Here is a 15,022-nt window from a genome sequence, read left to right on the forward strand (position 1 = left end):
AAACGTTTGAAATAATTGCGTTTTTTTCTTATCTATGCATTGAGATTGGAAAAGATGATGAACAATACCCCTGTTACACTAAAGTTCTTGGCTGAAAAGTTAAAGATGTCAGTATCAACAGTATCAAAAGCCCTTAATAACTACCCAACCATCAATGAGTACACCAAGAAACGTGTGCAGGAAATGGCTCGCGATCTGCATTTTACCCCTAATAAATCTGCTATTAATTTAAAGGAAAAGAAGTCGCGCATTATCGGTATTATCTTACCCAATCTTTTAGACCACTTTTTCACCAGGAGCATTTACGGCGTGGAACAGTTTGCCACCCAAAATGGATATAATGTAATCATCAGTCAATCTCACGATGATCTGGAAAAAGAAATCCAATCGGCAAATATGTTGTTAAGAAGCCGTGTAGACGGCTTAATTGTGGCCATTTCGAAGCATACGCAGGATTTTGCCCACCTGGATCAATTCGAAAATATGGGCATTCCGGTGGTTTATTACACTAGGAACCCAAGTTTTAATTTGAGCTGTCATAAAGTACTGGGCAATACTTTCCAGGGCTGCTATCAGGCTACGAAGTTCTTAATAGACCGGGGGCATAAAAAGATTGCCTATCTGGGTGGCCCGAAAATGATCAATTTTACGCACGATCGTTTTAACGGATACATCAACGCGTTAAAAGACAATCAAATACCCTTTTCATCAGAACTAGTGGCTTATACCGATTTTGATAAGGAAAATACAGTTTCTGCCATTCAGCATCTTTTTTCCAATACAGAAAATATGCCAACAGCGCTGGTTGCTTTTAAAGAGCCCATTTTATTTGACGCGATAAAATACCTGAGATCGATCAATCATCCTAAATTTAACGAAATAGAATGCATAGGCTTTGGTAATACTTCTTTTATCAGCTATCTCGACTCACCTCCTATTGCCTCTATTGAAGAAAATCCGGAATCTGTAGGTGAAAATGCCATCAAGTTATTGCTCCAGCTGATTAATAAGGAAATCGACATTCAGGATTACCAAAAAGTAATGGTGGATTGTAAGTTGGTTGTACACGGATAATAGCGGCAAGCGTTTGGCGGAAGGCGCTTAGCGTAATGCACATGGCGGCGGCAAGCGTTTGACAATACGCCGTCCACGCGATCTTCAGCCTGCCCTGAAGCGCAGCGGAAAGCTAAGCAGTAAATTTATTTCAGGGCCTATCAGGTAAGAAGATACTAAAATATATCCGATAGCTATCGGATCAGGGGGATAACCAATTATAGTAATGCATTGTTTACTAGCTGCCAAATAGCGAAAATCTATTTTTCAATTGATTGCGTCGGTTTTCGTTATACACAAAGGCAGCCACAATCAACAAACCGGCAACACCTTCAAAAGCAACTACCACTTGTGTTCCAAAAAGATGTGCCAGATAGCCCATTAACAAGCTTCCTATTGGCAACACGCCCTGGTAGGCCATAATATAGTAACTCAAGGTCCTTCCCCTCATTACATCATCGGCATGCGTTTGCAGATAGGTATTAATGGATGACGTTTGCGCCATTAAACCTAAAGCAGCAAGGCCTGTACAAATTAAAGCCATAATGAGCGAAGGTGATATGGCCAGGGCTACAACCGAAACAGCCAGTAAAATACCCGACATCATGACAATCTTTTGCAAATTTTGACTCATCTTTAAAGTAGCCATATAGATCGCACCGAAAAATGCGCCGAAGCCCGCAGCACTTTCGAACCAGCCAAAGGTTGTTGCATTTCCGTTAAAAATATCTTTAGCAAAAACAGGCAATAAGGTGGTAAAAGGAATAACCAGCAAACTCGAAGCGGCCATCATTAAAACCATTGATGCCAGATCGGGCGATGATTTTAGGTAATCATAACCTTTTTTCAGGTCGATCCAGATATTCTCTGTTGATTTTTGATGTGCGGTGAGTTTAAGTTTCATCATCACCATACAGCCCAATACCGCGATAAAACTTATAAAGTTGATCAGAAAACAGATATCCTCTCCCAGGGTACTTAAAATTACACCTGCCAATGCCGGCCCGATCAGCCTCGCTGCATTAAACATCGAAGAGTTGAGTGCGATGGCATTTGGTAAATCTTCTTTATCATCAATTAAATTTACCATTAACGATTGTCGCGCGGTTACATCGAAGGCATTCACCAAACCCTGCACCAGCGAAAGTGCAGCGATCCAGAACATATCATACACTTTAAACCAGATCATTAATGCCAATGCACCGGCCTGCAACATCAGGATGACCTGGGTGATGACCAATATTTTATACTTGTTGTGCCTATCTACATAGCTCCCTGCATATGGCGCAAGCACCAATGAAGGGATCAAACTTAAAAAAGTAATCAGACCCAAAAGAAAAGCTGACCCCGTTAAACGGTAAACCAACCAGCTGATGGCCACACGCTGCATCCATGTGCCGATTAATGAAATAGCCTGCCCTGTAAAAAATAATCTGTAATTGTAATGCCTTAGCGAACGAAAAATACTCATGTTTAAAATAGTAAAGTAACTTTACAAAAGTATAAATTTTTACGTTATCAGCAAAACCAGATACAACCATTTTTATCACTTCAAAATCATAAATTAATGGTTATTTAGAATACATTAATATTATCTATAAAATTAAAAGCATATATTTGTAAAGTTTATTTACCATTAATATGCCTACTCAAACACAAGAGATTGCTGCACGACTAAGAAGCACCGTAACCCGTTTAACCAGACAGTTACGCAAGCAGAACGTAAGTTCGGAGTTTAGCAATGCCGAATTATTGACGATGTCGTTACTTGAACAGCATGGCAAAATGTTATCTACTGAGCTGGCCGATATGGAAAGGGTATCTAAACAAGCCATTTCGCAAATTATTAACCGTTTATTTGATGCTAAATGTGTAGAACGCTTTCCGAGCGAAGAAGATAAGCGTAAAGTATTCATCGGCTTAACGAAACTCGGAGAAAAACACATTATTGCCAGCAGAAAAATAAAAGAAGAATGGCTGGTACAAACCATGGAGAAAATTTTCTCTTCTGAAGAAATCAACCTGATTCAGGCATTTCTTCCGCTCCTTTCCCGTTTGGTAGAATACAATGGTGTAAGGGTATAATTTTCTTTTTTCATTCGCCAAATAAGCCTTATCTTGCACAAGAAATGGCACTGTATTTTACATCAATTAATTCGGGGAGTAACGGCAACTGTTACTATGTGGGCAACGATAATGAAGCGGTGCTGGTTGATGTTGGTCTTACCTGCAAAGAAGTGGAAAGGCGTATGGACCGACTGGGTTTAGCCATCAACAAAGTAAAAGCTATTTTCATCTCGCACGAACATAGCGACCACATCAAAGGCCTGTCTGTTTTTGCAAAAAAACATAAACTCCCTGTTTACATCAGCACTGCTACGTTAAAAAGCAGTCGCCTTGCTTTAGATGAAAACAATACCTTTTCTTTAAACCACCTGCAAAATATTCAGATTGGCAAACTAAAAATTTCAGCATTTTCTAAGTTTCACGATGCTGCAGACCCATACAGCTTCACGGTAGAATGCAACGATGTAAGAGTTGGCGTTTTTACCGATATCGGCGCAGTATGCGACCGTTTGATTACCCATTTCAAAAACTGCCATGCCGCCTTCTTAGAAGCCAATTACGACACCCAGATGCTGGAAAATGGCAGCTACCCTTATTTTTTGAAAAGAAGAATCATGAGCGGGCACGGTCACCTGAGTAATGCACAGGCATTGGAACTTTTTACCAATCACAAGGCACCATACCTCAGCCATCTTTTATTAAGCCATTTATCAAAAGACAATAACGATCCCCAACTGGTAGAAAATCTTTTTAAGAGCGTTGCGGGCGATACTTTTATAAAAGTAGCCTCACGCTATGAAGAAACGGAACTTTATTATGTGGGTAGGGATCAAAACCTACCCTTAACCTATAGTTTCGATCCCAGTTTATATCAGCCAGAACAGTTAAACCTATTTTGACATCCAAAAGTCAAAAACAAACTGCATTTTTGTTACAAAACCGCTTATTAAGCACGATAAGGTAGCATTAAGTTCCAATTTATTGAAACTATTGTGCACCTGTACCAATAATTTTATTTTTCTGAAAACATTTTATTCAAACAGGAGTTATATATACACTTCATAAATAGTTTGTTTGGTTTAAAATGGGGCTTATGGATTTAAGCCCCATTTTCTTTTCCTAAAATTTTCTATTGCGCTAAATAATCACCCATAAAAAAAGGCAAAATGGCCATAACCAATTTACCTTTTAATTTTTCTGAAACAGAGAATGATCATTCCATCTTCCCTATTACATTTCACATTTACATCTCCTTAAAGGTTTTTTACAATTGCCTCATCAGTAGGTTTTGTTTTAGAACGGAAGCGGTGCACCAACTCTCCTTTTTCGTTGATTAAGAACTTCTCAAAGTTCCATTTAATATCACCCTGCTCTTCTGTATTGGTTTGAGAAGTTAAATATTTAAAAAGCGGACTGATATCATCGCCTTTTACACTGCTTTTCTCAGCCAATAAAAAGGATACATTGTACTTTCCTGTACAAAATTCTTTAATCTCCGCATTGGTAGAAAACTCCTGTCCACCGAAGTTACCTGCCGGAAAACCGATTAATACAATCTTTTTACCATATTCTTTCTGAAGTTTTTCCAAATCCTCATACTGCGGTGTAAAACCACATTTAGAAGCGGTGTTAACAATTAGGATTTTTTTGCCTTTAAATTTCGATAGTTTAATTTCCTTACCATCAATGGTTTTAAAGCTGAAATCGTAAACATTTTTTGGTGGAGATACCAATAAGTTTAGTAGGATTAAAATTGTGCTGATCATCGTTTTTTTTATTTTTATATACGAATATAGGTACAAATCGGTTGCCTTGATGTAATGTGCCTGTAAATTATGCGATATGGAACATTAAAGAGCGTAAAGTTTTGAAACCGGAAATATCATCTCTTTAAACAGATGTCTTTTTTTGATGAGGAAATTAAAGTCAGTGGTTACTGGCGGTGTACAGCCCCGCCATCACTCATAGTCCTCGCTGCGCTGTGGGCTATTCCGTTTTGTCGGGTTTAATCAACAAAGTCTGTTGTTCTTTTGCGCCTTCAGCTGGACATAACGCGATGAAAACGTTGATAGCAGCAAACACAAGCCATCTAAACCCGACCGAAGCAGAAAACCCGCAGGCCGAGGAACGAGGTTGAGGATTTGTAGCAAAGGGCGGGACAAAACCTGACCTACCTCCAACTGGAACTGCTTTCCTAAATCTTTTATTTAAAATAACTCAGTTTGCTTTCCAAAAGATTAGACTCAGGTTAAAATCGCCCTGTAAACCCATATATTTTACCAACATTTAACAAAAAAAATGCATTAAATTTTCCCCAGGTTTGGATTTATGCTTTAATTATAGCTTTATTTGCACAAAAACGTATTTCATGGCCAAAAATTTATTAATCGTCGAGTCACCCGCAAAAGCTAAAACTATAGAAGGCTACCTAGGCAAAGATTTCCTTGTGAAATCGAGCTATGGCCATATCCGGGATTTAGTGAAAGGAGACATGGCGATTGATATCAAGAATAACTTTGCCCAAATCTATGAGGTACCTGCCGACAAGAAAAATGTGGTGGCCGAATTAAAAAAACTAGCTAAGGAAGCCGAAATGGTATGGCTAGCATCCGATGAGGACCGCGAGGGGGAAGCCATTTCCTGGCATTTATTCGAAACTTTAGGCCTGAAAGTAGAGAAAACCAAACGCATCGTTTTTCATGAAATTACCAAACCTGCCATTTTAAAAGCAATTGATAGTCCACGCGGAATTGATTATAACCTGGTAAATGCGCAACAGGCACGCCGTGTGCTGGATCGATTGGTGGGTTTCGAACTTTCTCCTGTTTTATGGAAAAAGGTTAAACCATCACTATCCGCAGGCCGTGTACAATCTGTTGCGGTACGTTTAATTGTAGATAGAGAAAGAGAAGTTTTAAACTTTAATGCCGCTGCTGCATATAAAATTACCGCCCAGTTTTCTACCGGTAAAGGAAAAGAAACCGTTAAGGCAGAATTGCCACAACGTTTCGAAAGCGAGGCTGATGCCGAAAAATATCTTCAGGATTGTGCTAATGCTAAATTCGACATTACCAGTTTAGAAACACGACCGGCCAAACGTAATCCTGCCGCACCGTTTACCACTTCTACCCTACAGCAGGAAGCTTCAAGAAAATTAGGCTTTTCGGTAGCCAGAACCATGCAGGTTGCACAACGATTGTATGAAGCGGGTAAGATCACCTATATGAGAACAGATTCTGTAAACTTATCAGAAACGGCATTAAACGCCGCTGCTGCTGAGATTAAATCTGCTTATGGCGATAAATACCATCAACACCGCGTTTATAAAACAAAATCGGCTGGTGCGCAAGAGGCTCACGAAGCCATCCGACCTACTTATTTTGATAGACATAGCGTAGATGGCGATATTTCAGAAAAACGTTTATATGATCTGATCTGGAAACGTTCTATTGCATCACAAATGAGTGAGGCTTTATTCGAAAAAACTACGGCCCAGATTACCGCTTCAACCCGAAAAGAACATTTGGTTGCCGAAGGTGAAGTATTAAAATTCGATGGTTTCTTAAAAGTTTATTTAGAATCAACAGATGATGATGAAAACGAAGAAAAAGAAGGTGGTGCAATTTTACCTCCATTAGCCAAAGGACAAGAATTATTTTTAAAAGAAATGCAGGCGACTGAGCGCTATTCTCGTCCGCCGGCAAGATATACCGAGGCCAGTTTGGTTAAGAAATTAGAAGAACTGGGCATCGGCCGTCCATCTACCTATGCACCAACCATTTCTACGGTCCAAAACCGTGGTTATGTAGTAAAAGAAGATAGAGATGGCAAGGCACGTAAATTTACAGCTATTGTTTTGGCTGATGGTAAGGTAAGTAAAGACATTAAATCGGAAATTACGGGCGCCGAGAAATCAAAACTTTTTCCAACTGATATAGGCGAAGTAGTAAACGACTTCCTTGTTGAACACTTTAAAGGTATTGTAGATTTCAACTTCACCGCAAAAGTGGAAAAGGAATTTGACGAAATTGCTCAGGGTTTACAAGAGTGGACCAAAATGTTGCACTCTTTCTATAGTCCTTTCCATACTGAAGTTGAAACCACTTTAGAAACCGCAGAACGTGCTACAGGTGAACGTTTATTGGGCTTAGATCCTGCGACAGGCAAAAATGTATATACCAAGGTGGGCAAATTTGGGCCATTGGTTCAGATCGGCGAACTTGATGAAGAAGAAAAGCCACGTTATGCCAGTTTAATGCGCAGTCAATCTGTAGCAACCATTACGCTTGATGATGCGTTGGAACTCTTCAAACTTCCTTTCCAACTTCCTGATTTTGAAGGCAAAGAGGTGATGATTGGGGTTGGCCGTTTTGGTCCCTATGTTAAATGGGGTGAGAGTTTTATTTCGCTTCCTAAAAACGAAGAACCTTTGTCGGTAACCTATGAAAGAGCGGTTGAAATTATCAAACAGAAAATGGATGATGATGCACCAATTGCACATTACGAAGGCTTAGGGGTAACGAAAGGCAAAGGCCGTTTTGGTCCGTTTATAAAATGGAACGATCTGTTTATCAATATTCCGGCTAAAGGTTATGATTTTGATAATTTATCACAGGAAGATATTAATACCTTAATTGGCAAGAAAGTAGAAAAAGAAGCCAATCGTTTTATTAAAACCTGGGATGCTGAAAAAATTTCTATCGAAAATGGCCGTTGGGGACCGTTTATCCGTTTTGGCAAGTTGATGCTTAAATTGCGATACAATGAGGCGACCAAACAAAAATATACACCAGAAGAATTGGTTGATATCGATCTGGAAGTGGTAAAGAAAATGATTGTAGAGCAGGTACCTAATGCCTTCGAAACAAAGAAAAAAGCACCGGCAAAGAAAAAAGCAGCCCCTGCGAAGAAGGCTGTGGCAAAGAAAAAATAAATGTGTAACGTCACTCTGAATTTATTTCAGAGTCTTTACCAAAAGATGCTGAAACAAGTTTAGCATGACGTCAAATATTGGTTATGAAATCAGATTTACCAGAAAATATAGTCGAAGATATTGCAATGGCCGTTGTGTTGATGGGCGAAACACCAGAAGTAACAAGCTGGACAGTTTATCTCGTCAACTTAAAAAATGAGCCGATCACAAATGTTTTAATCAGCTCTAAAGGTTACGGCGAAAAAGATGGTAAGCAAGTTAAAACTTCCGTTTTACGTCACATGATTGGCGATATGGGAGCAAATTCCTTTGCAGGAGTAGAAGCCATTGATCCCGAAGTTTTTGGCTTAACCAACGAATATTGGTTGAGTTATTATATTGGTACCACCATTTACGATAAAAAATTTATCTTCCTGCCCGAAAGCATTATCGATTCTAATCTGATTAAAATCCCATTGGTGAACAGACCGGGAGTGATGATTAAATAAGCCGGGAGTTTGGAGTAGTGAGTTTGGAGTTCCCCTCAATAGCTATAAAGTACTGTTGACTTCAAACTGGAGGCACCTGTTAAATAAGTTTAGAACGGTGAAATTGGAGACAATCGCTACTTCTGCAACCAAAACTGAAAACTCCCAACTGCAAACCCCCAACTGACCTAAGGCACTTTAACCGCTTGTCTGCCAAGCAATTTCCATCCTGATTTTTCTTTGCTCCAGATCAAAAGGATATATAAATTTACACTTCCTCTCACCCCCTTATCATTTGTTTGGGCCATTAATTTATGCCTTACCAAAGCTGTATTCCCTTGAATAATTGTTTTTGGATCACCCAAAATAATATCATCCAGAAAATCTGATTCCCCTGACAGTAATGAGTGCATAAACTCTTGTTTAGTTTGCACTTTTCCACTGGAGTGACCATAACTCAAATTATTGAGCAACAATTTGTCTAATCCCAGGCTATCAGGATTTACCATCAAGCTAGTAAGTTTGTTTACAGCATCATTAACTTCCTTTTCTGAATTTGCATTTTGTGCAAAACAAAAACAGGTCGAAAATAACAGGCCCGAAAAAATTAGGAGTTTCTTTATCATATCTGGTTGTATTGGGTTGATCCTGTAAACATATCCAAAACCCTGCAAATGAGCAAACCATTGGCATTAATTTTCAACATTATTTATTTTAACGTGGATTTTAGTTAATTTTCAGATAAATATCTTGTTTTCGGTTTAACCAGATCAATTACGGCACACCAATTGCTTTCACCGCAACATTATAGTACCATTTATCTTAACGAATTTCATCCATGGAACAACCATCTACCTACCAGTCATCCTCCAAAAAGAAATTTATCTTCATTGGGTTGCTCGCTGTTTCGATAGCCGCAATTGTGTTTATTTATTTCAACCGAAAGAAAAAAAACCATGAAGAAAATCAGGCTTATGCAAAATATATCGAAGCCTATACTTCCGGAACTATTTCAAAAAAGAGTTTTATCAGGGTTCATCTGGCTAATGCGGCAACAGGCATGCAGGATCTGGGCAAAGCCGATACGAGGGAGCTTTTCGACCTCTCCCCTTCTATTTCAGGTAAAACCTATTGGATAGATCCGCAAACTGTTGAGTTTAGGCCCGACGAAAACCTTAAACCCGGTAAAAATTATGAGGCTACCTTTAAATTATCCGAAGTTTCTGCCACAGAAAAGGGGCTTGAAGATTTCGATTTTGAATTTAAAGTGATCACACCTGGGATCATGCTTTCTCAAAACGGATTGGTTTCGCAGAACAATACGGCTTTAGATTATATGAAATTAACTGGCGAGGTGGCTACGGCCGATGTTGAAGAAACCAGCAAGATAGAAAAAACCATTTCCCTGGATTTTGACCAGAAGTTAAAAATCAAATGGCAGCATGATCCGGCAAAAAACACCTCAAAATTCACAATTGATAGTATAAAAAAGACTGGTAACGATCAGAATTTAAAAATAGACTGGGATGGCGATGCCATTGATGCCGAACAAAAAGGAACAGTAGAAATCCGTGTACCGGCTATAAATAAGTTTGAAATATTGGATATAAAAGCCATTCAGGGCGAAGAAGATTACGCACTGGTGCAGTTTTCGGAACCCATTGGTGTAGGACAGGATTTGACGGGCATGATTACCCTGGGTAACCTTAGCGACTTAAGGTATACCATTGATGCCAGTCAGGTTAAAGTTTATGCCGCTGAAGAACTTAAAGGCAATTATAATTTAAGCGTAAACGCAGGCGTCGAAAACATCAATGCGAAAACACTTACCAATGGAAAAGTAGCCAATCTCGTTTTTGAAGATAAATTGCCAGCAGTTACCATTGCAGGTAATGGAACTATTTTACCAAATTCGGGCAAACTGGTTTTACCTTTCGAAGCCATTAATTTAAAAGCTGTTGATGTAACCGTAATCAAAATTTACGAGAATAATATCCCACAGTTTTTCCAAACGAATAGTTATAAAGATGGAAATGAACTGCGTAGAGTGGCAAAACCAATTTTGCAGAAAACGGTACGTTTAGACGAAGATAAGGCACTTAATCTCCATAAGAAAAACCGTTTTACGCTCGATCTGGATAAAATGATCCGTACCGAGCCAGGTGCAATGTACCGCGTTACCATTGCTTTCAGACAGGAATACAATGCCTATAATTGTAAAGCAGGAACAGAAAAAGTGGGCGACGGTGAAGAAGAAAGCGAATATGGAGATGACGAAGGTTATGGCGAAAAAATTGATGAAGACGATGATTTCTGGCAACGTTACAACAATTATTACCCTGCCAATTACAGATGGAATGATAAAGACAATCCATGTACCCCTTCATTTTACACCAACCAGCGCTGGGCAAGCAGAAACTTAATTGCTTCGAACATTGGCCTGGTAGCCAAACGCGGCAACGACAACAGTATGCTCATTGTAGCTACAGATTTATTGACCGCAAAACCATTAAGCGGTGTCAATCTGGAGTTGATGGACTATCAAAAACAGATTATTTTCACCACTAAAACCGATGGTGATGGTTTTGCCAGTTTTGACTTAAAACGTCAACCGTTTTTATTGATTGCCAAAAACGGCTCAGAACGTGGTTACCTCAAATTAGATGACGGAAGCTCACTTCCGTTAAGTCGCTTCGATGTAGGTGGCGATGTAGTGCAAAGTGGCCTAAAAGGCTTTATTTATGGCGAGCGTGGGGTTTGGCGACCAGGTGATAGTTTATTTGTGTCTTTTGTTCTGGAAGATAAACTCAAAAAACTCCCTGCCAACTACCCGGTAACCATGGAGTTTTACAATCCAAAGGGACAATTGTATAAAAGATTGATTAACAGCAAGCCTTTAAATGGTTTCTACGCCTTCAAAACGGCTACAGAAAGTACTGCACCAACCGGCAACTGGATGGCGAAGGTTAAAGCAGGTGGCGCTACCTTTACCAAAACGCTAAAAATTGAGACCGTAATGCCAAACCGCTTGAAAATTGATTTCAACGTTGGCAACAGGCCTTACTTGAGTGCAGGTACATCAGCCGCTACCCTATCGGCCAAATGGCTGTTTGGTGCCGTTGCTCAAAACTTAAAGGCAAAGGTTGATGTAAACCTGAATACTACCGAAACCAGGTTTAAGGGCTTTGAAGGTTTTAGTTTCGATAACCCAACGGTAAATTTCGAATCACAGGTTAAAACCATTTTTGAAGGCACCCTAAACCAGAGTGGCTCGGCTCAGATCAACACGAACTTAAACGAAAACAATACTGCGCCGGGCGTGTTAAGGGCAAATTTCACAACAAAGGTTTTCGAACCGGGAGGGAATTTCAGCATTGATAATTTCAGTATTCCATATCATGTATACAAAAGTTATTTAGGTATCCGCCCGGAAAAAGGTGACCGTTTAAGTGGTATGTTGGTTACCGGAAAGGAACATAAGATTGAAATCGTGAATGTAAATACTGATGGCAAACTGTTGAGTGGTACCAAAACCGTTCAGGTAGAACTATATAAAACGCAATGGCGCTGGTGGTGGGAACAGGATGACCAAAACACCTATGCCAATTTTACGCAAAACCAATACAACAAATTGGTGGAGACACATCAGGTAAACTTATTTAACGGAAAAGGAAGCTGGAATTTACGTGTTGATGAACCAGAATGGGGCCGTTATTTAATTTTAGTCCGTGATGTAAACGGTGGGCATGTTACCGGAAAATCAGTTTATGTAGATTGGCCAGGCTGGGCGCAACGCGAACAAGGCAGTAACCCTACAGAGGCCTCAATGCTTTCTTTTACGGCGAATAAAGAGAAATTCACCGTTGGAGAAGACATTACCTTAACTATCCCAACAGGTAAAAACGGACGGGCATTAATTTCGATCGAAAATGGAAGCCGTGTATTAAAAACGTATTGGGTAGATACCAAAGCCGGGCAAACACAATTTAAGTTTAAGGCGGAAAAGGAAATGGCCCCAAATGTTTTTGCCAATATCACCTTACTACAACCGCATGCTCAAACGGTGAACGATTTACCGATCAGGATGTATGGTGCTATTCCACTTTCCGTTGAAGATCCCCAGACCATTTTGAAACCAATAATTAAAATGGCCGATAAAATTAAACCTGAAACCGAAAATACCATCACTGTTGGCGAGCAAAACGGCAAAGCAATGACCTATACGATTGCATTGGTTGATGAAGGTTTACTAGATTTAACCCGGTTTAAAACACCAGATCCCCATGGGGCATTTTATGCACGAGAAGGTTTGGGTGTTAAAACGTGGGATTTATTCGACTATGTTTTAGGCGCCTGGGGTGGAAACCTGGAACGTATTTTAAGTATAGGTGGTGATGGAAGCATCAACAAAAACCTTAACCCTGCCAAAGCCAACCGTTTTAAGGCTGTGGTTAAATTTATGGGGCCCTTTACCATTGGCAAAGGCGAAAGTAAAACACACAAATTTAAATTGCCTCAGTACATCGGTGCAGTTAGGGCGATGGTTATTGCCGGACAGGATGCAGCCTATGGTTTTGCAGAAAAATCTGTCCAGGTAAAAAAACCATTGATGGTTTTGGCTACCCTGCCAAGGGTAATTGGACCAGGGGAAAGTTTCACTTTACCGGTAACTGTGTTCGCGACAGAAAACAATCTGAAAAATGTATCCGTACAACTGCAGGCAAGCAATTTAATTGTTCAGGGTACTAACAAGCAGCAGCTTTATTACAAGCAAACAGGTGAACAAATGACCTATTTTGAAGTTAAAGCGCCAAATACCGTTGGTATTGCCAAAGTAAAAGTGATTGCACAAAGTGGCGCCGAAAAAACGGTCTACGATGTAGAAATGGATATTAGAAATCCAAATCCTTATGTTACCAATGTGGTTTCGGCAACTGTTCAGCCACATACCAAATGGGCGGTAAACTATTTACCAATCGGAATGACCGGTACCAATTCAGGCTCTTTAGAGGTTTCATCTATCCCGGCAATTAATTTAGGCAAAAGACTGGCTTATTTAATTCAATATCCGCATGGTTGTATCGAGCAGACAACTTCAGGGATTTTCCCTCAACTCTTTTTAGACCGTTTGAGTCCGTTAAACGCGCAGCAGAAAGCCACAACAGAGAAAAACATTAAAGCGGGAATTAACAGGCTAAAAGGCTTCCAAACTACTGATGGTGGTTTATCTTACTGGCCTGGAGAAGGTACTTCAGACGAGTGGGGAAGTAATTATGCAGGTCACTTCCTGATTGAAGCGCAAAACGCAGGTTATACCCTACCGGTTGGCTTGCTGGATGAATTATTGCGTTTTCAAAAGTCAAAAGCGGCAAACTGGGCTCCAAATAGCAATAATTTTTATGGTGGAGATTTATCGCAAGCTTATCGTTTGTATATGCTTGCGCTGGCTAAAAAGCCAGAAATGGCCGCGATGAACCGTTTGAAAGCTTTCGAATACTTATCTGTAGCCGCAAAATGGCGTTTGGCAGCGGCTTATAAATTAGCCGGACAGAATGATGTGGCTCAAAATATGATCAGGGGTTTAGACACTTCCATTCAGGCTTACAAACAACTCGGTGGTACTTATGGCTCTGATGTTCGTGATGAAGCTATGATTTTAGAAACACTAACCCTACTTGGTCAGAAAGCAAAGGCAGCGAGTTTATTACAGCCTTTAGCAGCCAAACTTGGCGAAAACACCTGGTACAGCACACAAACAACTGCTTACAGTTTGCTGGCCATTGCTAAGTTTTGTGGTTCAAATCAGTCGGCAAATAAATTGCAATATCAATATGTATTGGATGGAAAATCTGCTCCTGTAAGTTCTAATCAATATATCAACAGTACACCGGTTACCTTTAAGGGCAACACTGCTTCAGTTAGCAATAATGGAAATAATGTATTGTTTGTGCGTTTGGTTTTAGAAGGGCAGCCTGTTGCAGGTCAGAATAATTTTTTACCTAACCGGCCTGAGGTTTTGGACATGAGTGTAACCTACAAACGCCTAAATGGCAAAATGTTAGATCCGACAACTTTAAAGCAGGGAACTGATTTTTATGCTGAAGTAACCGTAAAAAATCCAGGCAGAATGGGGTATTACGAACAAATGGCATTAACCCAGATTTTCCCTTCAGGATGGGAGATTATCAATACCCGGGTTAACGATAACCAAAGTATCCTGGCATCATCTCCTTTTACCTATCAGGATATCAGGGATGACCGTGTTTTCACTTATTTTAATGTAAGAGAAGGCGAAAGTCTGGTTTATAAAGTGTTGTTAAATGCATCTTATCTCGGTAAATATTATCTGTCGGCCGTTCAATGCGAAGCGATGTACAATAATGATATTTCGGCAACTGAAGCCGGTAAATGGGTGCAGGTGGTGAAATAGAAAATGGCTAGTGGTTTATGGAGATATGAATAACGACATAGAAGAAACCTCTTAAATAAAAGACAAAAACGC

The 15,022-nt window shown here is 39.9% G+C and carries 9 protein-coding genes; 6 read left to right on the forward strand and 3 right to left on the reverse strand.

The features are described 5' to 3' along the window. The first annotated feature begins 57 nt into the window (after nucleotides 1-57). Entirely contained in the window at nucleotides 58-1,074 is a 1,017-nt protein-coding gene (locus tag AC04Q1_RS18665) for a LacI family DNA-binding transcriptional regulator (protein ID WP_478366129.1), read from the forward strand. A 217-nt stretch (nucleotides 1,075-1,291) separates the two neighbouring features. Here AC04Q1_RS18665 and AC04Q1_RS18670 read toward each other — a convergent pair whose 3' ends face one another. Then, nucleotides 1,292-2,524: an MFS transporter gene (locus AC04Q1_RS18670; RefSeq protein ID WP_478366082.1), complete on the reverse strand. Its 1,233-nt coding sequence runs from the start codon at nucleotides 2,522-2,524 to the stop codon at nucleotides 1,292-1,294. Nucleotides 2,525-2,694: 170 nt separating this feature from the next. Here AC04Q1_RS18670 and AC04Q1_RS18675 point away from each other — a divergent pair, with 170 nt between their 5' ends. Both AC04Q1_RS18675 and AC04Q1_RS18680 read left to right on the forward strand, forming a co-directional pair. Then, a complete protein-coding gene (locus tag AC04Q1_RS18675) occupies nucleotides 2,695-3,138 on the forward strand; it encodes a MarR family winged helix-turn-helix transcriptional regulator (protein ID WP_478366083.1) in 444 nt (147 codons plus the stop codon). A 44-nt stretch (nucleotides 3,139-3,182) separates the two neighbouring features. Next, nucleotides 3,183-4,019: an MBL fold metallo-hydrolase gene (locus AC04Q1_RS18680; protein WP_478366084.1), complete on the forward strand. Its 837-nt coding sequence runs from the start codon at nucleotides 3,183-3,185 to the stop codon at nucleotides 4,017-4,019. Between the two features lie 354 nt (nucleotides 4,020-4,373). On the opposite strand, the gene AC04Q1_RS18685 is transcribed toward AC04Q1_RS18680, so the two are convergent. Beyond that, nucleotides 4,374-4,886, reverse strand: a complete 513-nt coding sequence (locus AC04Q1_RS18685; protein WP_478366085.1) for a glutathione peroxidase — start codon at nucleotides 4,884-4,886, stop codon at nucleotides 4,374-4,376. A 602-nt stretch (nucleotides 4,887-5,488) separates the two neighbouring features. Between AC04Q1_RS18685 and topA the strand changes: the two genes are divergently transcribed. Both topA and AC04Q1_RS18695 read left to right on the forward strand, forming a co-directional pair. After that, nucleotides 5,489-8,053, forward strand: coding sequence for a type I DNA topoisomerase (topA, locus tag AC04Q1_RS18690; protein ID WP_478366086.1), 2,565 nt, complete (start codon nucleotides 5,489-5,491; stop codon nucleotides 8,051-8,053). An 83-nt stretch (nucleotides 8,054-8,136) separates the two neighbouring features. Then, nucleotides 8,137-8,541, forward strand: coding sequence for a hypothetical protein (locus tag AC04Q1_RS18695; RefSeq protein WP_478366087.1), 405 nt, complete (start codon nucleotides 8,137-8,139; stop codon nucleotides 8,539-8,541). 167 nt (nucleotides 8,542-8,708) lie between these two features. Here the strand turns inward: AC04Q1_RS18695 and AC04Q1_RS18700 are convergent, their stop codons facing one another. Then, the gene (locus AC04Q1_RS18700; protein WP_478366088.1) at nucleotides 8,709-9,146 is read right to left on the reverse strand and encodes a nuclear transport factor 2 family protein; all 438 of its coding nucleotides are present in this window, start codon (nucleotides 9,144-9,146) and stop codon (nucleotides 8,709-8,711) included. Between the two features lie 212 nt (nucleotides 9,147-9,358). On the opposite strand from AC04Q1_RS18700, the gene AC04Q1_RS18705 reads away from it, so the two are divergent. Continuing rightward, entirely contained in the window at nucleotides 9,359-14,950 is a 5,592-nt protein-coding gene (locus tag AC04Q1_RS18705) for an alpha-2-macroglobulin family protein (RefSeq protein WP_478366089.1), read from the forward strand. Nucleotides 14,951-15,022 lie beyond the last annotated feature (72 nt).

Source organism: Pedobacter humicola (assembly GCF_056490705.1).